The organism is Sporosarcina cyprini (assembly GCF_022048975.1).
Taxonomy (GTDB): domain Bacteria; phylum Bacillota; class Bacilli; order Bacillales_A; family Planococcaceae; genus Sporosarcina; species Sporosarcina cyprini.
In genome coordinates, this window is sequence record NZ_JAKMHX010000010.1 from 63235 (window position 1) to 83501 (window position 20267).

Sequence of the window (20267 nt, forward strand, 5' to 3'; positions counted from 1 at the left end):
GAACGCCAGATTATCCGAACGAACGCCAGTATATCGATCTGAACGCCAGATTATCCAAACGAACGCCAGTATAATCATTTGAACGCCAGATTATCCGATCGAACGCCAGTATAACGATCTGAACGCCAGATTATCCAAACGAACGCCAATATAACGATCTTAACGCCATTAAATCTCTTCGAACCCACAAATAATCTCAATAAGTGTCCAAATACTGCAGGACTGGCTCCAAAAGCACCTCGCCACACGCGAAATCCCTACTCTCCTTCTGTCAGTCACCTCTAGTCGAAACAACCTAACGAGTTCAAATCATAATGTATCGAGCACTCTATATGAAACGACAATTTTCCACAGATTCCCCTATCTAACTTGTCTAATTATTCGTTTATTAGTATACTCATAGAAATCATCAAGGCTCCATTTATTTGGAAAGGAGCCATTACTTTTTGAAGGAGGAGAACATGATGTTTTCGACTGCTTGGCAGCGCATGTGGGATATGCACGATCAGGTGAAAGATCTTTTCCGATTCTTCTTTCATCCGAACAGCTCGGAAATGGCTTCGGGTGGCGGCGGTGGACAGCCGATCGGAGTTAATAATGAGGGTGGAGGACGTGAGCCTCGGAGTTATTCACCCGCTCAGTTGATTGGACTTATTTTAGGACCGCTTTTATTTTTCCTGACGCTTCTCTTTTTCCATCCGGCCGACCTTTCTCCAGAAGGCGTCGCTATTTTAGCGAGTACCCTTTGGATTGCGACATGGTGGATTACGGAAGCGATTCCGATTCCGGTTACTTCTTTATTGCCGCTTGTGCTCTTTCCTTTATCAGGCGGGCTGGAAGTGAAGTCGACTGCTTCAGCATATGGGGATGAAACCATCTTCCTTTTCATGGGCGGTTTCATGATTGCATTGGCGATGGAGAAATGGAATTTGCATCGCCGGATTGCCTTGACGATCATTTCTCTAATCGGTACAAATATGGACCGGATCGTACTCGGGTTCATGGTGGCGACGGGCTTTTTATCCATGTGGATCTCCAATACGGCGACCGCCATGATGATGGTGCCGATAGGGCTGGCGATTATTTATCAAGTTTCTGATGCGTTGAAGGATGACCCTTCCATTGATACATCGAAGGAAAATTTCGGGTTCGGGAAGGCGCTTATGCTCGGCATTGCCTATTCCGCTTCGCTTGGCGGTATCGCCACTTTAATTGGAACACCGCCGAATACGTTGCTTGCAGGGGCGATTGATAAAATGTACGGCATTGAGCTCTCATTCGCGAAATGGATGTTGTTCGGCGTTCCCCTGGCTTGGACTTTCATTTTCATTGCCTGGTTTTATCTCGTCAAATTTGCGTATCCTTCCAAACTGAAGACATTGCCTGGAGGCAGGGCTGTCATCAATTCAGAAAGAAGCAAACTTGGAAGCGCTTCCGTCGAGGAAATTCTGGTCTTTATTATTTTTGTTTTAGCGGCTTTGTCATGGATCACTCGGACCTTCCTGATTGCAAAAGTAATTCCTGGCGTTTCAGACGGCGTCATCGCTATGACCTTTGCCATCCTCTTATTCATCATCCCCTCCGTCAAGAAAAAAGGGGATCACCTGCTGGACTGGAATACGGCTGTGAAATTACCGTGGGGGATCCTCCTTCTATTCGGAGGTGGGCTGGCCATTGCGGCGGGCTTCGTCAGTTCCGAACTGTCTGTATGGATCGGTTCGCAGTTGTCCGGGTTGCAAGGTGTTAATATACTCGTTGTCATTATTATTGTTACAACGCTTGTTATTTTCTTGACGGAGATTACGTCAAATACCGCGACCGCCTCCATGATGTATCCGATCATGGCTTCGCTTGCAGTCGCTCTCGGGTTCCATCCTTACGCATTAATGATTGCCGCAGGTGTTGCCGCCTCTTGCGCCTTCATGCTTCCGGTTGCCACACCGCCGAACGCTGTTGTTTTCGGCTCGGGCTATTTACGGATTCCGGATATGGCGAAGGCAGGATTTGCGCTCAATATCATCGGCGTCATTCTCGTGACGGTCGCCATTTATGTTCTGTTGCCGCTCGTCTGGGGAATTGACCTGACGTCCATTCCGGATTCATTCAAATAATAGAAGGAAGTGCGGTCATTGGACTGCGCTTCCTTTTTTCTGTTTGCCTTGGCGGCTTTGAACAAAAACTACATAGAGTACGGGCAACATCGCGGTCAGGACGACGAGGCCACTCCAGCCAAACGCGCCCCACCACGGACTGAGCAAAGTGCTTCCGAGTGTCACGCCAATATAATAAGAGACTAAGTACAGACTCGAAGCACTGCCTTTATGATGGGTTGCTTCCTTGCTGACCGAGGCGGCCGTCAAGGAATGGGCCGTGAAAAACCCGAGACAGATGAGACAGAAACCGACGACTAGCAGCCAAATGGCCGATGCCAGCGTCAACAAAATCCCAATCGAAAATAAGAGAATCGCGACTAGGCGGACACTCCGCAAACCGAACCTTCCAGAAAGCCAGCCGCCGATCGGACCGCCCACCACTCCGAAACTATAGACCAGATACAAATAAGAAATCGTTTCAAGAGACAGTGAAAACGGGGGCACCAATAAATGAAACGGCACATACGTCCATATACCGGTAAACGATAATTGCAACACCACGCCTAATCCGAAAACAAGAAGCAACGAAGGATTTTTCAAATGAAAGAAGAATCCTTCCAAGTCTTCGGCAAAACGGACGGTACTCGATGTAAAGTTTTTCGATTTCGGCAACAAGAAACAGATGAAGCCAAAAAGCACTGCTCCGAAAGCGGCCAAAATATATAAAGAAAACTGCCAGGAAACCTGTTCCGCCATATAGCCCGTAAGGAAGCGGCCAATCATTCCGCCGAGGCTGTTACAAGATATATATAAAGCGGTCGCCAAATTGGCATATCGCCTGTCCACCTCTTCGCTAATGTAAGCGAGAGCCGCTGCCGGTACGCCTGCCAATGCGAACCCTTGGATAAACCGCAACAAGACGATCAGCCAGAATGCGTCTACCGATGGGATAATCAAAAACGGCAGAACGGAACATAATAAGGATAACTTAACAAACATACTCCGGCCCCTCCGGTCTGACATGAAACCTAATACGACCAGGCCGAGAATTAAACCGATTGTCGTGGCGGACATCGCCATACTTGCATAGGAAACGGAAATAGAAAATTCCTCTGTAAAAACGGGGAGAAGAGGTTGCATGGCATACATCGCCGCGAAGATGAAGACAGAAGACATTCCAGTGCCCAATATGATTCTCCAAAACGCAGCATCGCGTGCCGTATACCCTTTCAGTTTTTCCATAAAAAAACACCCCCTCATGCACCTATTATAATAGGTGATGAGAGGATGATGTCTATTTTTGTTTATAACCGAAACGCACGTACTGATTCTTGGAGTTCTTCTGCCATCCTCGCCAGTGTATCCGAAGCAGCTGCGATTTCCTCCATGGAAGCTGTCTGCTCTTCTGCCGCGGCGGCAATATTTTGTGTGTGGGCCGCCGAGTCGACTGAAATCTTAGAAGCTTCCTTTATTGAAATTGACACATGCTCAAATTCTTGGACATTCGCATGCAATGACTTGGATACGTCCTCCATTTGCATAAGCACCTCTTCCACACCTGTGGAAATGTTGCGGAAAGCATCTCCCGCTCCGTTGACCAAGTCAATTCCTTCATTGACAGACGAATGGCCTCGGTTAATCGCGATGACAGATTGGTCGATGTCCTGTTGAATCGCTTCAATGAGATGGCCGACTTGGCTCGCTGAATTTGCGGACTGCTCCGCCAATTTTTTCACTTCATCCGCCACAACTGCAAAGCCTCTGCCGTGTTCTCCTGCCCGTGCCGCTTCGATCGCTGCATTCAGAGCGAGTAAGTTTGTCTGTTCGGCAACATCGGTAATCATGGAGAGAATCTTTGTAATTTCCAAGGATTTATTGCCAAGCTCGTTAATCAAATCAGCAGTGGATGCAGTTTCCTGCTGAATGGTCTGCATATGGTTAATGGTTCGGGAGATGACTTCCCCGCCATTACCCGCTATATCCGCTGTCTTCTTGGACGTTTCATTCGCTTGACCCATGGCATCCGACAGCTTTTTCATTTCGTCGGTCATTTGATGGATGGCCTCGTTGGATTGTTCCATTTTTTCCATCTGGGCATCCGTGCCGTAGGCCAAATCCTGAATGGCTCCCGACACCTGTTCGACAGAGCGGCTTGTCTGCTCACTGCTGGCGGATAGTTCCTCTGATGTTGCCGCCACTTGCATGGATGCCGTTGATACTTGTTCGATCATCTGCTTCAGATTTCCTGACATCCGATTCACATAGCGAGCCAGTTCACCAATTTCATCTTTATTTTTAATCACCATTTGCTCAGACGACAAGTCGCCATCCGCTACCTTGCCAACCTGCTCCGTCACCATCCGAATTGGCTTCGATAAATGGCCGGAGAACCAAATAATAAGAACGGCTCCCAAAATGATCGAAACGGCCAGTACAATGGCCAGCGTAATCAGCAAATCATTCGCCCCGTTGTTGAAGTCACTCAAGTATGTACCGGAAATGACAATCCATCCCCATGCAGGATCCGTTTCGGTATAAACGATTTTCGGTGCTACCCTTTCTTCACCGGGCACTTTGAAATCGAATGTGACAAAACCGCCTCCATCCTCTGCGGCTTTCAGCATTTCACGCGTTGTATAACGCCCGTCGTTCGATTGGGAATCATATAAGTTTTTCCCTTCCATCGTCGGGTGGACAAGTGCGTTTCCTTCCTTATCTAAAACGAAGTAGTACCCATACTTACCCATATCCACCTTATTCTCAATCGCGCGCGTGCCATCAGCCTGAAGAGGACCAATCAATGTCTCTTTCGCCTTGTTTTGCGCTTCCTCAAGTGTCATGGAACCGTTTTCTACTTGTTCATTCAGCATGGCAATCAAATCCAGAGCCGACATGACATTATTTTTAAGTCCCGTGGATCCTAGATCATCCAAGTTGGTTTTGGCCGTCCAGTATCCTGATATGCCTATTGTCACACTCGGTAAGATCAAAAGAGCCAACGTAATGACTATTAGTTTTATTCGAATTGAAGCTTTCATTATAATCCCTCCTGACTATTTATATCGGAGGTAATTTACATTACATAAGACTATTTGATTAATTTTATTACTGAACATGTATAATTTATATAAATCCGGTGAAGATAAGTCGATTCAAAAAATCATGAAGCGAAAGGGTGTATGTCCCATGAACAAAATGGCCATAGCCGCTATAGGATTGGGTGCTGCGTATTTAATGCGGAATAAAGAAGCCCGTGACAAGCTGATGAAACAATTTGGATCGCTTACGGGCGCAATGGGCATGATGAAAAGCAGCTAACGCCCGTAAAATGAAAAATCGGGGTCCTCAACCAGGACTCCGATTTTTTCGTTTTGTTAATCCACACTCACTTCTTCCATTTTCTTCGCACGGCGCTCGCCTTGCATGACAATGAAGATGCTCGCCTCGTACAATAAAATCATCGGAATGAGGACGATCAATTGACTTACAAAATCAGGCGGCGTGATAAGAGCGGAGATAACCGCCAGGACCACATACGACCATTTCCGGGTTTTTTTCATCGTATCTGAAGTCAACAATCCAATCGCCGACAGAAACATCGCAACAATGGGCAGTTCGAATAGAAGCCCGACCGGCATCGTTGTCATGAGAAGGAATCTTACGTATTCCTGTGCAGAAATTAATACAGAAAAATTAACTTTACCGATGGAGACTAAAAAATCGTAGCTTAACGGATTGACGATAAAATAGCCGAAGGAAAGACCACCGATGAACAAAAGAAACATAATGGGCGAATAGAGACTGAGAAATTGGCTCTCCCTCTCAAGCAATCCTGGTTTAACAAATTGCCAGAGAAAATGGCAAAGGAAGGGCAACGACAAACCAAATGCCAATGCCGTCGAAATGGACATATAAAACGTCACCACTTCAAGAGGCCCAAGGACAATCAATTCATGCCCTCTTGTAATGAACGGAAACCATAGGTTGATTGTGCAAAACACAACGATAAAGAAGAAGAGGAAAACAAACGCACTTTTGATGAGCTGTTTCCTTAAATCCGTCAGATGCTCGACAAGCGTCGGGTCATTCTCCGCTTTATCATTAGATGTCGCATGCTTCTCACTCGAATCCAAGGGACTGACATTTTTGCGATTATGGTTCTCAACAGGATCCATACCATTCACCCACTTAGGAAGGATCTTTTTTCGCAGGTATTTCAGGCTTTTCCTCTTCGTCTAAAACTTCCCTCGCCGATTTCTTGAATTCAGCCAATGTTTTTCCGATTGCAGAGCCGACTTCCGGCAATTTTCGCGGACCGAACAAAATCAAAATGATGACCAAAATAATGATGAGACCCGGAACCCCTATGCTTGCTAAACTCATACTGCATTCTCCTTTCGTTCCTCTGAATAAATTCCTCCATGGCTCCGGCTTCCACTCTAAGAGATTGAAACGCCTGATATTCATTCTGCTCCCTTAGACAGCTGCAGGAATCCCATAGGCGATGCTGCTTGCCAAAATACGCAGATTTGGAATCTGTCCATTTCTTTATTGCCCAAGCCCAATGGAGATACTACCTTACAGCATGTCCGTTTTTCTTCCCGTTTCATACCGGCAAGTAAAAATTAATGACAGGTCTTGGCTGCCCGCTGCCTAAACGGATGATTGTATATTTATTTTCAATTTGGATAAAATCAACTGGAAAACGGTTCATAATTTTTCCAACAGGCCGATAGAAGGATTAACAGCACAAAAAGGGGTGGATAAGCTTGCTCGGTAAATGGAATGCCACCGGGTTGAACATCATCCGCAACATGACGATGCATAATAATCAAGTGATGTTATCCATGGAACGGCTTTCAACAGGAAAACGGATTAACCGGGCTGCAGATGATCCTGCCGGTCTCGCCATTTCAGAAAAAATGCGAGCTCAGATACGGGGTCTTCAAGTTGCACAACGGAATATCCAGGACGGCATTTCCATGGTGCAAACCGCGGAAGGCGTATTAAATGAAACGCATGCCATTTTACAGAGAATGCGTGAATTAAGTGTGCAGGCTTCAAACGGAACATTGTCCGACAAAGACCGTGAGTTGCTTGATCAGGAGTTCCAGCAGTTGAAAGATGAAATTACACGACAGGCCAAGCAATCTGAGTTTAATACGAAGCCTTTATTGGATGGCAGCCAAACCTCCATTAAAATTCAGGCTGGGGCGAATGCGGGGCAAACAATTGATCTGAACATTGGGGATCTACGTAACTTGGGCTTGGACGATGTCTCCATTGCTACCCAAGAAGGAGCAAATGAGGCCATCTCCAAGCTGGATAATGCCATCGACAAGGTCTCTTCGGAACGTTCCAAACTGGGAGCCTACGCCAATCGGCTGGAGCATGCATACAACAACGCCATGACCATGGAAGAGAATTTGACAGCAGCAGAATCACGCATACGGGACGTGGATATCGCAAAAGAAATGATGGCCCTCACTAAAGCGAATATCCTGCTCCAAGCGGGACAATATGTATTATCGCTGCATATGCAGCAAGCCCAATCGGTCCTTCAACTATTAAAGACATAAGAAAAAAGATCAACAGGTTGTCCTTTTACGACATCACGTTGATCTTTTATATGTTTACGCGTTACATTCCGTAAAGCGGAAAACGCTCTTCTAGAAAGTCCACTTGATCGACCGGCAACTCGATAATGTACTCCAGGCTGCCGTATGGCTGAACGTCGACTTTTCCTTTTACAAATGGATTATTTGTCACGAGCGCGACCTTTCCATTCGACTGGTTAATTCCTTCTACTGCGAAACGATACCCTTCGAGCATTGTATACGGAACTATCTCATAGGCCTCTTGCAACTCTTTCAACGAAACAGAACGAATTAATACATGCTCTTTTCCGCTCATCCGTTCAAATCCATTACGTTCCTCACAAACTTCCTCCGTCTGCAAATAATACTGTCGTTGATAGGATACGAGTGCATATTCTTTTCCATTCCACATGGCAAAGCGTCCTTTCCGAATCATTCCGTCACCCCCGAATTATTGATTACCTTCATTATACGAATGTACCGATAATTTAGATAGATGATTTAGATGCATTTTACCAAAGTTAACCAGTTAATTGTACCTACAAAAATGATAGTAATTATAAACTTTACCCTTTTTTCATTCCGTTTAAACATAATTCGCAAAGGGTATATAGTAATAACCACAAAAAATGGAGGGATTGCTTATGAAAGACAATGGATTTTCAGACAAGATGAAAGGCGCTGTGAGCAAAGCGAAAGGCGAAGTGAAGGACCAGGTCGGCAATGCTTCCGACGATCCAATGCTTCAAGCAGAAGGAAAATTGGATAAGATGAAAGGCGAAGTTCAAAAGCAGGTCGGCAATATGAAAGACCGCGCAAACGATGACGATAAATGGTAACAACCGGTTGCCGCAAGGCGCCTCTTACTAAACAATACACAGGGGCTCTGGCCACTTTTTCAGAGATCAGCCGCCAAGTCTTCCCACGGCATGATTGCCGTTCGAAGCCTAGGCGGCTGTATTTCCGTAGGAGAGGTTCCGGGCCCTTGTTATTTACAAGATACCTGCTCGACAATTAGGACTTTTTTATAACCCATCTGTGTTAAGCCTGGGCACGGTTGCTTCATTATTGTTTCTTGGCTGATAATCCGCATCATTTTGCAACGACTCGCCGCTCTCAGACAATGCTGCCTGACTGTCGTGTTCGATCTGACCCTCCATCGTACGATCGCCGTCTACGAATAGGACAATGCCGCCATTTCGGATGTCCTCCTCCACTCGTGCACCCACTGTTTTCGCATCTTCTATCCCAGAGTTACTTATCAATTGATTATTTTCCCGGCTGATCACCTTCACATAGGACTGATTGCGCAACTGGTCCAGTTCATCATCCCTTTGGGCGACCGCATGAATAGCAGACTCCTCATAGCCTTCCGACTTAAGCTGGGTGATCTTATTTAAAGCGACATCAACCGAATGAAACGTCCCGACATATTTCATTTCCATCGTGACACTCTCCTTTTCCTTTTTATTCACTGTACCCCAGTAAAATGGAATTCACACACCGGCATTTCATCCGGTTGGAATGAGTTTTTATAATCGGACTGCTCATAAGAACAATGGCATTGCTTTTAATTCCGGTGAACGCTTGCTTTCGCTTTCGAACCACTCGTATATCCAGGCAACCGCTCGTTTCCACTTTCGTACCTCTCGTATATCCTGGTAACCGCTCGTTTCTGCTTTCGTACCTCTCGTATATCCCGGTAACCGCTCGTTTTCGATCCCGTACCACTCGTATATCCTGCTAACCGCTCGTTTCTGCCTTCGTACCACTCGTATATCCCGGTAACCGCTCGTTTCCACTTTCGTACCTCGCGTATTTCCCCGGTAACCGCTCGTTTCTGCTTTCGTACCTCGCGTATTTCCCGGCAAACGCTCGTTTCCTCTCCCGTACCTCTCGTATATCTCGCCAACCGCTCGTTTCCACTTTCGTACCACTCGTATATCCTGGCAAACGCTCGTTTCCGTTTTCGTACCACTCGTATATCCCGGTAACCGCTCGTTTCCGCTTTCGTACCTCTCGTATATCCTGGCAACCGCTCGTTTCCACTTTTGTACCTCTCGTATTTCCCGGCAACCGCTACTTTTCACACCTATACCAATCCAACTGCTCACATCGCAGCGAGTAATTTCGAGCCAGCCACTCGCTTCCAATATCCATCATTCAAATTCCATTTTTCATTCTTCAGCATATATGGCTTTTGGCGAATCAAGTCGAAATTGGATGTTTAGACATGATGCGAAAGGTCAATACTTGGAGTATCACCTAAGAGGAGTGTGGATAGATGGACGCGAAAGATCGTGTGGCTAAGGAATTGAATCAAATGGACGCGGAAAAGAAAGAAGATATTTTGGAAAACTTCAATCGCTTTAAAATGTATCTGTCGGATAAGGTAAGCAAAGGCGAGAGCTTAGGCTTGAGCGAGGAGCAACTTGCCAAGACGACAGAATTTGTGGCCAACTATTTATCCAAGCACGAAGAACCGCGTAACCGTGAGCAGTATCTTTTGCAGGAATTATGGAATGCCGGCGATAAGGAAGAGCAACATGCGCTTGCGCATATGCTGCTCAAATTAGTTCGCCAAGCATAACATCGAAAGGATGTGGTTTTCATGAATCGAAAGAGAGTTTTTACGGAGCACGACCGAAAAGATGCGGAAGGGCCGTACATGGACAATCCGGAAAACATGAAGACGGACAAGGAAAGTATTTACGATATGCATGAAGATATGCAGACAGTCGACACAGTCCCCCTCGAAGATGCCAAGATGGAATGGAACGAAGAAAAGCAGGAGAATCACCATAAAACGAAAAGTGATTCCTCTTCTGAAGAAAAATATCCAGAGTAATACCCATAGCCTAGAATCCCTCAAAAAAAGAGCGGCGGACAACCAAGTCCGCTGCTCTTTTCTATTCGTTATACTGTTGTCTTTGCCGCATTCCGCCCAGACATGTAGGAGCCAAAGAGGACGAGCAAAATAATCAAGAACACTGTCATCCCCGCCGCTTTCCAAAATGTTGAGTAATCCATGCTTCCCATCAAAATGTAGGCAGCATACGTGGGAATCTTCCAAGGCGTCACCGTCCAGTAGGCACCGATGACGGAGTCTAATATCGCCATGATCAGCGTCAGGAACAAGCCAAGCGCCGCTACTCCGCCCGTCGGCAGCCATGCGCTGAGGGCTAACACGATCGACACGACAAAGATGATCCATAAGCTGTACGCTGCAAGAAAGGCAAACACGTCCGCTGCCGGAATGGAACCGAATAATTGGGACGTATAGTACCATCCTGCTAAAAAGCCGACCCAAACACTGGCCAACACGAGGATATTGATCATCGTCCATTTGCTTAGAAAATAGCTTGCATATGAAATAGGCCGTACATATAACAACGTCGCTGTTCCGTTTTTCCGTTCACTCGAAATCGCCCCCATGAATGCCAACACGATGATCAACAATCCGATTGACTGATATTGTCCCATGAGCGAGACGAGGATCTCTTTTGGCGCGAATTCCGGCCATGGAAAATCCATTCCGTCCGGCATATTCCCAACACTTTTCATGATTTGAGGCAAGAAATGATTGGTCACCGGCTCTATAATTCCGAAGATGATGAAGACGAGAGGAATCCAAAGCAACTTGAAGTTGCGCACCTGTTCGCGCCATTCTTTATGAAGCAACACACTAAATCCCTTCATTATTGCACCACCTTCATAAAGATTTCTTCCAGGCTCGCGGACTGTTTCTCCACTTTGCGGACGCCAAAACGCCCGCTGCTCAGTAGCGCCAGCACGTCTGGCATCGAGACTTGCTCATCAGTCAGGTCAATCCAGCCAATCGCACCTGCCAGCTCCACTTTCCACGGAGCTGCCTGCTCAAAGCGCTGCGTCTCCTCCGCCCCTTCAAATTCAATCCGAATTTTCGGTTCCGCATAACGCTGCCTGAACTCATTGAGAGATCCTTGCTCAATCAACTTACCATGCTGCATGAACAAGAGCTGATCCGTCATTTCTTCCGCATCATTCAGAATATGAGTGGAATAAAGGATCGTCGTCTGATGCTGCAATTCCTTCAATAAATTCATGATTTGCCGCCTTCCCACTGGGTCAAGGGCGGAAACCGGCTCATCCAGCAACAGAAGTTTTGGTTTGTGAACGATGGCTTGCGCCAAGCCAAGCCGCTGTTTCATTCCCCCCGAGAAGGTGCCCGTCCGTTTATTTAGCGCATTCCCAAGACCAACGAACTCAAGCGTTTTTTGTGCTTCCGCCCGGGCTTCTCGTGCCCCCAAGCCACTGAGCTTCGCGGCCATTTCAGTAAATTCAATAGCCGTCAACCATGGAAAGAACTTTGGATATTGTGGCAGAAAACCAATGTGGGAACGAATTTCCTGATCCGCTGATCCTTCGAATGAAATACTTCCTTCTGTTTGCGTGACTAAGCCCGCCAGCATCGACAGAGTTGTCGTCTTGCCTGCACCATTCGGTCCAATCAACGCTGTCGCCGTATAGGCATCCAATGTAAAACTGACAGCATCGACCGCCTTTTGCTCGCCATACCGTTTAGATAAACCCGTTGCTTCTAGTAGAACATTCATGCTTGCCGCCTCCCAAATATGAAATAAAGAATGGGACCGACAAGATTCAGCAGGAGGATAATGAAAATCCACATGATAAACGGCCCGTTCGTCCGTTGATTCCGGATGAGGTCAATTAACGCAACAATCATTAGAATCAACTGCAAGCCAAGTATCGGCAAGATGAGATTCCACGGGATATTAGCCAATTCAGCCATTCCCTCACAACCTTTCCTTTATTCTGTATTGTCTTAAGTATAATACGACTGTTCTATTCTGTATATAACAAAATGAAAAAATAAAAAAGAGAGCGACGACCATCCGCTTCTCTCCTGCTTCTTATAGTTCATGTAATCTCGGCAAAGCTGTCAATGCGCCTTGCTTTGTCGTTGCCAACGCTCCGATTTGATTGGCGAAGCGAATGAATCCGATCCATCCCTTTCGATCCTCCGGCATCCCTTTTTCAAAGAGTTCCCGCAGGATACCTGCCATAAATGCATCTCCCGCGCCTGTCGTATCCACCACTTCCACAGGTTCCACACCGACGTGATGCTGTTCCCCGCCGATGACCGCGGTCGTGCCCCGTTCGCCTGCTGTGACGAGAATAACAGGGATTTCATAATCGGCAAGCCGCCGGATTCCTTCCTCCACTGTATTGAAACCTGTTAAGAAGGACAATTCCTCCTCTGTCACTTTCAATACATCCACATCCGAGAGGAAAGAAGTAATTGTCTCCCGGCACTCCGTCTCGCTTTTCCAGCGCTTCAGCCGGATATTAGCATCAAAGGAAAGGAAAATCCCTCTTTGCTTTGCCATCTTGACGGCTTCCCGAGTTGTTCGGAGTGCTGTAGGATGAAACATGGTGCCCGATGCAAAATGAAAAATGGACGCCTGGTCAAATGCCTCTTCCTGCAAGTCATCAGGCTCCACTTGAATATCAGGCGTTTCATCGATATACGAATGGAAAATCCGTTCAAATCCCTCTGTTAAATGGACGACCACGCCACTTACCCGTTTTTCCGGAACACGTTTTGCAAAAGACAAATCCACGCCTTCTTCTTCAATCTTCTTCCTGACATCAGATGAAGTATCATCATCCCCTGTCACCGTTATATAAGACGCCGGAACGCCGAGCCTTGAGAGTCCGACCGCCACGTTGACAGTGGTTCCACCCACATGCGTTGTAAAAGTCCGATTTGTTGTATCATCTGCTACATAATCGACGAATGCATCACCATACACGACTACTTGTTTCATGCTGACTATAACTCCCTTTCTTTTCATTTTTATTATACAAAATAAGAACCGGGCTCATCACCTGAAATCCATGCCAGTGCTGTGACATTCTTCTCGCCTTTGAATAAACTAAAATAACTATTTTATTGAGTCTATGCATACTTACAAGTCAGTTAGGGTATAGATTGATATGTATTCTGCAATTTGCCCGCCGAATAAGCGGCAGAAACTACATCCAGACAAGGAGGTACTAACGATGGATATCATCCTCACGGCTTTCGATACGCTCATTATCCTGTTGTACATCACATTGATTGCTTTTATCACACCCATCCTAATGAAAGTCTTGCAAAAAAAGAACTACGATATATTTTTTCAATTGATTCCTGTCTTTATTCTCACGTTCATTACGAGTCTTGCCATCTTTCTTGGAACAGGCGGATTCGAAGAGTCGCTCCTGTTTTTCCAGATGACGACCATCATCTCACTTGTCCTGATCGGCATTCTTTTATTCGTAACGCTCGCCATGAAAAAATTATGGCATCAGCAATATGAAAAAATGCTGGATTGGATTGTTACATTTAAGACCGAACGAAGCTTCTCGCTAAAATAAGCGAGGAGTTTTTTTGTTTGAATCCATCCTCTGCCGCGTTACAATATTTGTATTACATAACGGAAAGAAGCGTGGTCAGATGGCACTTCATGAACGGTTTTATTACCAAGACGCATATCAGAAGGAATTTACAGCGGAAGTTTTGCGGCAAGCGGAGGACGAGAATGGCCGGCCTTATGTCGTTCTTTCCAATACCGCCTTCTATCCGACCGGCGGCGGGCAGCCTCATGATACAGGCGCGCTCCAGGGCATTGCGGTTGTAGACGTAGAGGAAGTCGACGGCGAAATACATCATTACCTGGCCGAATCGCTCCAAGAGTCCGGTCAGGTGGAAGGCGCCATCGATTGGGAGCGTCGCTTCGATCATATGCAACAGCATGCGGGCCAGCATATTTTAACTGCCTCATTTGTAGAATTGTTCGGATTCCCTACTGTCAGTTTCCATCTTGGAAAAGAGCTCGTCAGCATCGATCTGGAAGTTGAAGAGGTGACCGAGGAACAATTGCGTGCAGCGGAACGGCTGGCCAACGACATCCTGTTGGACAACCGGCCGATCGAAACGAAATGGGTAACGGAGGAAGAACTGGACCAATACGCTTTGCGCAAACAGCTCGCTGTCACCGATGAGATCCGTCTCGTTATCATCCCTGATTTCGATTATAACGGTTGCGGGGGGACTCATCCGAAATCGACGGGAGAAGTCGGTCTCATTTCCATCCTCGGCACAGAAAAACAAAAACGGAAAACCCGGGTTCACTTCGTATGCGGCGGACGGGTGCTTAAACAGCTTCAGAAGAAAAATGTGGAGCTACGGGAGGCATCCCAGTTATTGAGCGCACCTGAGGATGGCGTCAGCGAAGCCATTGCAAAACTGCAAGCTTCCCATCACGTCCTCGAAAAGTCATTGGAAGATGCGAAAGAGACGTTATTAGCTGTCGAAGCAAAAGAGCTGGCATCTTCCAAAGAGGAGACAGCTGTCATTAAGGCGGCTTTCACTAACCGGACCATTCAGGAATTGCAAAAACTGGCGCGGCTCATCGCCCAGGAAGACGAATGTGCTATTGTTTTCCTCGTCGCCAAAAATGATACGAAGCTTCAATTTGTTGCGGCACGAGGCTCAGCTGTTTCGATTAGCATGAAACAAGTCGCGGCGGACGTACTTCCTCTCCTAAATGGAAAAGGTGGCGGTAGCGATGCATTCGTCCAAGGCGGCGGAGATCGCACAATGCTGGCCGATGAACTGCTGGAAGCTATGGAGAGGTCTTGCAATAAATCATCAACGAATTAACCATAAAACAGGCACCCTGGATATCCAGGACGCCTGTTTTTCACTCTTTCCCTAACACTTCGTTCCAGTCAATTGTGCCGTCTTTAATCTGATCGCGTCGTTCTTTATTCATAATATCAGTCGGCCGGTCGCCTTTTGGCCAATCTTTGTCATGATTCTTCCATTCCGGACGATCCTTTGACAGAATGAAAGCTGCCAAGTCACTCGCCTCTTGGTCTGTCAATGTGTCTGCCTGGCCTACAGGCATGTTGTTTTGAATATAACCGGCCATTTTGGACATACGCGCGATGCCCGCTCCATCATTGAATGAACCGTCTCCCCAAAGGGCAGGACCTGTATTCGAACCTGTACCTGCGCCATCCCCTGCATGGCAGGCGATACAAGACTGTTGATACAATTGTTCTCCATCCTCAATATTTGGGACTGGCACTTCCTTCATATCGCTCTTACCCCGCCAAGGAAGTTCCGCTCCAACCGGAATCCCCTCAGAAATATAATTTAAGTAGGCTACCATTGCATCCAAGTCTTCATCGTCATCGGCGAATTTCTGGCCATTCATGCTTCGTACCATACAACCGTTAATCCGTTCCTCTAATGTGACAATTTGTCCTGAACGACCGATATACATTGGGTATACCGAAGTCATCCCGACTAAGGAAGATGTTTGTTCATCTGTTCCGGCTCCTGCGTGACAGCTCGTACACGACAGCTCATTCACACGGGCCTCCCCTTCTTCAACAGATGATGCTTCGCTTCGAAGCACTTCAGACGTATTATCGACTAGTGCATGCCCCCGTAAAATGGCTTCGCCCAGCGGCCCTTCCGGCACATTTTCCAATGACGGCGGATTGTGGACAATGCCTTTTTCTTCTCCGTCAGCAGCTTCTACGTCAGGACCTTTTTCCGCGTCCTCTTTGACGTGCTGCAGTTGGTTCGCCATTAACGCAATGATAAGCAGTGCGCCTGCGAAGAGGATGCCTAGTACTAGAGATGTTGTACGCTTCAATTCCATCGCCTCCTATTGTCCTATTGCTATCTTTATTTTACCCCCTTCTTTTCTCCTAGCTCCAGCACACTAGCATGATTTCTCAAATTCGAAACAACATTATGTTATTTTTCTAACATTTTCATTATTCTTCTTCATTTTTCCTATTCACTTGATACCACTTAGCTCTTTTCTATCTTCATCAAGACGTAATGTTACTGTCACAATCAATAGGGTATAGATATAGTGATAGACGTTCACTAGAATCCAAACTGGAAAGGGGAAATTTCATGCGGAAAAAGCTATTATTTATTTCCGATCATGGCGATCCGCTGGCAGCCCTTGGCGGTGAACAAGCAGGCGGACAAAACAACTATGTGAAACAACTGGCCTTGGCACTCGATCAAAAAGGACATCAAGTGGATGTGATTACACATTGGGCAGATGTATCAAAACCGCAAGCTGAATCATTTGGCAATCGATGCCGGGTGATCCGGATCTCTGGCGGCAAGAAAGGATACGTGCCAAAAAGCGATTTATATGACATACTTCCTGCCTTTTACGCAGAGATGTGTGAGACGATCGATCCGTCGTCATATGACGCCATGCATACGCATTATTGGCTTTCCGGCCTGCTCGGCTTAAACATCGCCAAAGATTTCGGGCTACCGTGGATCCATACGTCCCACTCCCTCGGAATTGCGAAAGCCCAAGCGACAGGACAGCGCGAGCAAGAGCGCCTTCAGGCGGAACGGGTCATCTTGGAGCACGCAGACAAAATTGTCGCCACTACTAAAACGGAACGGAATCTAATCCAAGGATTTGTGACGGACCCTGCACCGATCCATGTGATTCCGATCGGGGTTGACAAAAGCTTTGAATCCAAAACGCTTACTACCCAAAGCGACTCCCCCTATTTCGCTTTTGCCGGCCGCTTGGAATCGACAAAAGGGATCTTCACACTTATCCGCGCTTTTCGTTTATTAAAAGAAAAAAACGAACTTCCTACATCTACAAAGCTCGTGATTGCGGGAGGCGACACGAACCAAGTGGATCCACAGACCAAAACACCTATCTGCCCTAAGTTAAAAAAAGCAGTCAATGGAGTGGAAGACCATATCCTATTCATAGGCGCACGCACCCAGTCCCAATTGGCTCGATTGTTTAATGGAGCCACGGCTGTTGTCGTTCCTTCCACATACGAATCCTTCGGCATGGTTGCTGCAGAAGCACAGGCGTCCGGCTGTCCTGTCATCGCTTCAGCTGTTGGCGGATTAAAAGACGTCGTGCAACATCGTGAAACGGGTCTCCACGTAGAAGGGGAAAACACCTTGCAACTGGCTCGTGCCATGAAGTTCTTAGCGGCCAATCAAGAGTTTGCCCGCCTGCTTGGACGAAAAGCCGCTTCTTTTGCTAGACGGGAGTTTAATTGGCCAACCGTTGCCAAGAAGATGGACAACATTTATGAGGTGGTCATACGTGAAACAGAAAAAATTTATGCTGGCGACTGATTTGGATGGAACGCTTGTCGGAAACGAGGAGGGGCTTGCAGATCTGCTTGCTTATTACGAGGGAGCGCCTTATGAGGTGGCCCTTGTGTATGTAACGGGGCGACATCTCGATTCTGCCAGGTCGTTGATCAAAGAAGTGTCCTTGCCTAATCCGGACCTGCTCATTACAGATGTCGGGACTACCATCTACCATCAAGATGGCGAAGATTTCAGATGGAAGCAGAAAATGAATGAACATTGGCTGCCTGATCGGATTGCTGAAATCGGAGCTGACTTTCCGGGGTTAAAGCGACAACAACTTCCGAATAATCGCCGAGTTTCATTTACGGTGCATGACAATTCGTGCGAAGTAGAGAAATTTCGGGAGAGGCTTGAGCAAGAAGGTGTCCCCCACACGTTCATCTTCAGCTCCAATCGTGATATTGATGTATTGCCGCCCACTGCTGGGAAAGGCATGGCACTGGAGCATGTCATCGAGCACTATGCGGCGCCAGATGTCCAGCTGCTCATCGCAGGCGATTCAGGAAATGACATTGACATGTTATCACTCGGGCATCCTGCCGTCATTGTCGGAAACGCCCAGCCGGAATTATTGGATATGGACGATCATCCCAATCTATTCCGTGCCAAAATGCATTGCGCTGCCGGCATCCACGAGGCATGGCTGCATTTCTATAATAAAAAAGACAAGCAAGCATAGGGCAACCTATACATGCTTGTCTCTTTTGATTAATATGCTCTTGCAAACCAAACCGTATGCTTCGCTTCTTTACCACAGTTAATGCATACATGTTTTTCTGCAGGCGGGTTGAATGGAATATTGCGCGTCGTGAATTTCGTTTCTTCTTTCACATGCTCTTCACACGCATCGTCTCCACACCAGCCGGCAAGGATCCATCCAGGGATTTCCCCTTTTTCTTGGGAGCTGGCAATATGCTCTTTCAGCTCCGACAATTTATCGATATGCGTATGGGAGTGCTCTTCCCGGAATTTCCGTGCTTTTTCAAGCAGGCGCGTTTGCATCGTTTCCAGTTCCTGTTCGATGCGTTCCACGACATTCGCAAGATCGACTGCCACTTTATCCGCTTCATCACGAGCCTTTAACAATGCCTGGTTGTTCTCCAGGTCACGTGGTCCAAGCTCTAGACGGACCGGTACTCCTTTTAATTCCCACTCATTGAACTTGAAGCCAGGAGATTGATCGGAATCATCCAAACGGACGCGGATGCCTTTCGCTTTCAGTGCCGCGTATACTTCATCCAGCTTCTCCATGATCGCCGGGTTCTTCTTCCACGGACCGACAGGAATCAAAATGACCTGTGTTGGTGCAATGCGCGGCGGCAAGACTAATCCTTGCTCATCCCCATGTACCATGATGACAGATCCGATGAGGCGAGTGGACGTTCCCCATGATGTCGTATGGACGTATTCATGACGGTTTTCCTTCGTCAAATACTTAATATCAAACGCTTCCGCGAATTTTGTGCCTAAGTAATGGGAAGTCCCGGCTTGAACTGCCTTGCCGTCCTTCATCATCGCTTCGATGGAATACGTATCGACTGCTCCCGCGAACCGCTCGGATGGCGTCTTCTGGCCATCGTATACAGGAATCGCAAGAAGTCCTTCAACTACTTCCTTATAGATGTTCAGCATTTGCATCGTCTCGTGACGTGCTTCTTCTTCATCCGCATGTGCGGTATGCCCTTCCTGCCATAGGAATTCAGACGTCCGGATGAACGGCAGCGTCTTTTTCTCCCAACGGAATACGTTCGCCCACTGGTTGATCAAAACCGGAAGATCGCGGTAGCTCTTGATCCAATCGGAATACAAATGACCGATCATCGTCTCGGACGTCGGACGGAGTGCTAGCCGCTCCTCCAATTTCTCACCCGCTGCCTCAGTCACCCAAGGAAGCTCTGGCGAGAAGCCTTCAATATGGTCCTTCTCTTTTTGGAAAAACGATTCAGGAATCAACATCGGGAAATACGCATTGCGATGGCCCGTCTCCTTGAAACGGCGGTTCATCTCTTCCTGGATATGCTCCCAAATTTCAAAGCCATCCGGTTTGAATGCGATACATCCGCGAACTGGCGTATAGTCCATCAAATCCGCCTTCTGGATCGTATCAATGTACCATTTTGAAAAATCATTTTGTTGATTGCTCATACGTAAAACCTCCTTCTGCATAATAAAAAGCGCAAAGCTGTCCTTACTAAAAAGGACGTCTTTGCGCTGGGTCGACGTGGTACCACCTTTGTTCAGCCTATGGTTACCATAAGCCCTCAAACGTTTCGTAACGGAACGACCCGGTCATGTTTGCATGACATCTCCGTGGTAGGTTTCAATGAAAAGCGGTGGCATAACTCTCAG

Annotated in this window: 23 protein-coding genes and 1 other annotated feature (1 of these 24 running past the window's edge); of the genes, 10 read left to right on the forward strand and 13 right to left on the reverse strand. The window is 47.0% G+C overall.

Features of this window, described 5'->3' with window-relative positions; translation table 11 throughout:
• Nucleotides 1–464 precede the first annotated feature (464 nt).
• Complete coding sequence (locus tag L7D49_RS01240) at nucleotides 465–2111, forward strand: SLC13 family permease (protein WP_238078952.1); 1647 nt, start codon at nucleotides 465–467, stop codon at nucleotides 2109–2111.
• Between the two features lie 15 nt (nucleotides 2112–2126).
• On the opposite strand, the gene L7D49_RS01245 is transcribed toward L7D49_RS01240, so the two are convergent.
• A complete protein-coding gene (locus L7D49_RS01245; protein ID WP_336246355.1) occupies nucleotides 2127–3335 on the reverse strand; it encodes an MFS transporter in 1209 nt (402 codons plus the stop codon).
• Between the two features lie 62 nt (nucleotides 3336–3397).
• Entirely contained in the window at nucleotides 3398–5131 is a 1734-nt protein-coding gene (locus tag L7D49_RS01250; protein ID WP_238078954.1) for a methyl-accepting chemotaxis protein, read from the reverse strand.
• A 148-nt stretch (nucleotides 5132–5279) separates the two neighbouring features.
• On the opposite strand from L7D49_RS01250, the gene L7D49_RS20145 reads away from it, so the two are divergent.
• Nucleotides 5280–5411, forward strand: a complete 132-nt coding sequence (locus L7D49_RS20145) for a hypothetical protein (protein WP_269135807.1) — start codon at nucleotides 5280–5282, stop codon at nucleotides 5409–5411.
• A 56-nt stretch (nucleotides 5412–5467) separates the two neighbouring features.
• On the opposite strand, the gene tatC is transcribed toward L7D49_RS20145, so the two are convergent.
• Entirely contained in the window at nucleotides 5468–6268 is an 801-nt protein-coding gene (gene tatC / locus L7D49_RS01255) for a twin-arginine translocase subunit TatC (RefSeq protein ID WP_238078955.1), read from the reverse strand.
• A gap of 13 nt (nucleotides 6269–6281) precedes the next feature.
• On the reverse strand, nucleotides 6282–6476 hold the full coding sequence (gene tatA, locus L7D49_RS01260; RefSeq protein WP_238078956.1) for a twin-arginine translocase TatA/TatE family subunit: 195 nt from the start codon (nucleotides 6474–6476) through the stop codon (nucleotides 6282–6284).
• Nucleotides 6477–6862: 386 nt separating this feature from the next.
• On the opposite strand from tatA, the gene L7D49_RS01265 reads away from it, so the two are divergent.
• A complete protein-coding gene (locus L7D49_RS01265; RefSeq protein ID WP_269135808.1) occupies nucleotides 6863–7672 on the forward strand; it encodes a flagellin N-terminal helical domain-containing protein in 810 nt (269 codons plus the stop codon).
• Nucleotides 7673–7733: 61 nt separating this feature from the next.
• Here the strand turns inward: L7D49_RS01265 and L7D49_RS01270 are convergent, their stop codons facing one another.
• Entirely contained in the window at nucleotides 7734–8126 is a 393-nt protein-coding gene (locus L7D49_RS01270) for a hypothetical protein (RefSeq protein WP_238078958.1), read from the reverse strand.
• Between the two features lie 208 nt (nucleotides 8127–8334).
• Here L7D49_RS01270 and L7D49_RS01275 point away from each other — a divergent pair, with 208 nt between their 5' ends.
• Entirely contained in the window at nucleotides 8335–8529 is a 195-nt protein-coding gene (locus tag L7D49_RS01275; protein ID WP_238078960.1) for a CsbD family protein, read from the forward strand.
• Nucleotides 8530–8715: 186 nt separating this feature from the next.
• Here the strand turns inward: L7D49_RS01275 and L7D49_RS01280 are convergent, their stop codons facing one another.
• Together L7D49_RS01280 and L7D49_RS01285 are read right to left on the reverse strand one after the other, a co-directional pair.
• Nucleotides 8716–9135, reverse strand: a complete 420-nt coding sequence (locus L7D49_RS01280; RefSeq protein WP_238078962.1) for a general stress protein — start codon at nucleotides 9133–9135, stop codon at nucleotides 8716–8718.
• A gap of 102 nt (nucleotides 9136–9237) precedes the next feature.
• Nucleotides 9238–9780, reverse strand: a complete 543-nt coding sequence (locus tag L7D49_RS01285; protein WP_238078964.1) for a hypothetical protein — start codon at nucleotides 9778–9780, stop codon at nucleotides 9238–9240.
• Between the two features lie 194 nt (nucleotides 9781–9974).
• Here L7D49_RS01285 and L7D49_RS01290 point away from each other — a divergent pair, with 194 nt between their 5' ends.
• Complete coding sequence (locus L7D49_RS01290; RefSeq protein ID WP_238078967.1) at nucleotides 9975–10280, forward strand: DUF3243 domain-containing protein; 306 nt, start codon at nucleotides 9975–9977, stop codon at nucleotides 10278–10280.
• 21 nt (nucleotides 10281–10301) lie between these two features.
• Nucleotides 10302–10538 carry a hypothetical protein gene (locus L7D49_RS01295; RefSeq protein WP_238078969.1) on the forward strand — a complete coding sequence of 79 codons (237 nt, stop codon included), beginning with the start codon at nucleotides 10302–10304 and terminating at the stop codon, nucleotides 10536–10538.
• A 68-nt stretch (nucleotides 10539–10606) separates the two neighbouring features.
• Here L7D49_RS01295 and L7D49_RS01300 read toward each other — a convergent pair whose 3' ends face one another.
• The 4 genes from L7D49_RS01300 to L7D49_RS01315 form a co-directional block, all read right to left on the reverse strand.
• Complete coding sequence (locus L7D49_RS01300) at nucleotides 10607–11389, reverse strand: ABC transporter permease (RefSeq protein WP_238078972.1); 783 nt, start codon at nucleotides 11387–11389, stop codon at nucleotides 10607–10609.
• Complete coding sequence (locus L7D49_RS01305; RefSeq protein WP_238078973.1) at nucleotides 11389–12285, reverse strand: ABC transporter ATP-binding protein; 897 nt, start codon at nucleotides 12283–12285, stop codon at nucleotides 11389–11391. The genes L7D49_RS01300 and L7D49_RS01305 overlap by 1 nt, the downstream gene beginning before the upstream one ends.
• Nucleotides 12282–12482 (reverse strand): PLDc N-terminal domain-containing protein, encoded by a 201-nt coding sequence (locus L7D49_RS01310; RefSeq protein ID WP_238078975.1) that lies wholly within the window; start codon nucleotides 12480–12482, stop codon nucleotides 12282–12284. Before L7D49_RS01310 ends, L7D49_RS01305 begins: the two co-directional genes overlap by 4 nt.
• A 121-nt stretch (nucleotides 12483–12603) precedes the next feature.
• The gene (locus L7D49_RS01315) at nucleotides 12604–13521 is read right to left on the reverse strand and encodes a carbohydrate kinase family protein (RefSeq protein ID WP_238078976.1); all 918 of its coding nucleotides are present in this window, start codon (nucleotides 13519–13521) and stop codon (nucleotides 12604–12606) included.
• Between the two features lie 235 nt (nucleotides 13522–13756).
• On the opposite strand from L7D49_RS01315, the gene L7D49_RS01320 reads away from it, so the two are divergent.
• Both L7D49_RS01320 and L7D49_RS01325 read left to right on the forward strand, forming a co-directional pair.
• Complete coding sequence (locus tag L7D49_RS01320) at nucleotides 13757–14113, forward strand: hypothetical protein (RefSeq protein WP_238078978.1); 357 nt, start codon at nucleotides 13757–13759, stop codon at nucleotides 14111–14113.
• A gap of 79 nt (nucleotides 14114–14192) precedes the next feature.
• Nucleotides 14193–15401 (forward strand): alanyl-tRNA editing protein, encoded by a 1209-nt coding sequence (locus L7D49_RS01325; RefSeq protein WP_238078979.1) that lies wholly within the window; start codon nucleotides 14193–14195, stop codon nucleotides 15399–15401.
• Between the two features lie 40 nt (nucleotides 15402–15441).
• Here the strand turns inward: L7D49_RS01325 and L7D49_RS01330 are convergent, their stop codons facing one another.
• Entirely contained in the window at nucleotides 15442–16407 is a 966-nt protein-coding gene (locus L7D49_RS01330; RefSeq protein ID WP_238078981.1) for a c-type cytochrome, read from the reverse strand.
• Between the two features lie 269 nt (nucleotides 16408–16676).
• Between L7D49_RS01330 and L7D49_RS01335 the strand changes: the two genes are divergently transcribed.
• Complete coding sequence (locus L7D49_RS01335; protein ID WP_238078982.1) at nucleotides 16677–17897, forward strand: glycosyltransferase; 1221 nt, start codon at nucleotides 16677–16679, stop codon at nucleotides 17895–17897.
• Nucleotides 17866–18597, forward strand: coding sequence for an HAD-IIB family hydrolase (locus L7D49_RS01340; protein WP_238078983.1), 732 nt, complete (start codon nucleotides 17866–17868; stop codon nucleotides 18595–18597). The genes L7D49_RS01335 and L7D49_RS01340 overlap by 32 nt, the downstream gene beginning before the upstream one ends.
• A 29-nt stretch (nucleotides 18598–18626) precedes the next feature.
• Here the strand turns inward: L7D49_RS01340 and proS are convergent, their stop codons facing one another.
• Complete coding sequence (proS, locus tag L7D49_RS01345; protein WP_238078988.1) at nucleotides 18627–20063, reverse strand: proline--tRNA ligase; 1437 nt, start codon at nucleotides 20061–20063, stop codon at nucleotides 18627–18629.
• Between the two features lie 48 nt (nucleotides 20064–20111).
• Nucleotides 20112–20267, reverse strand: a binding site (T-box leader); it runs 59 nt beyond the window's last position.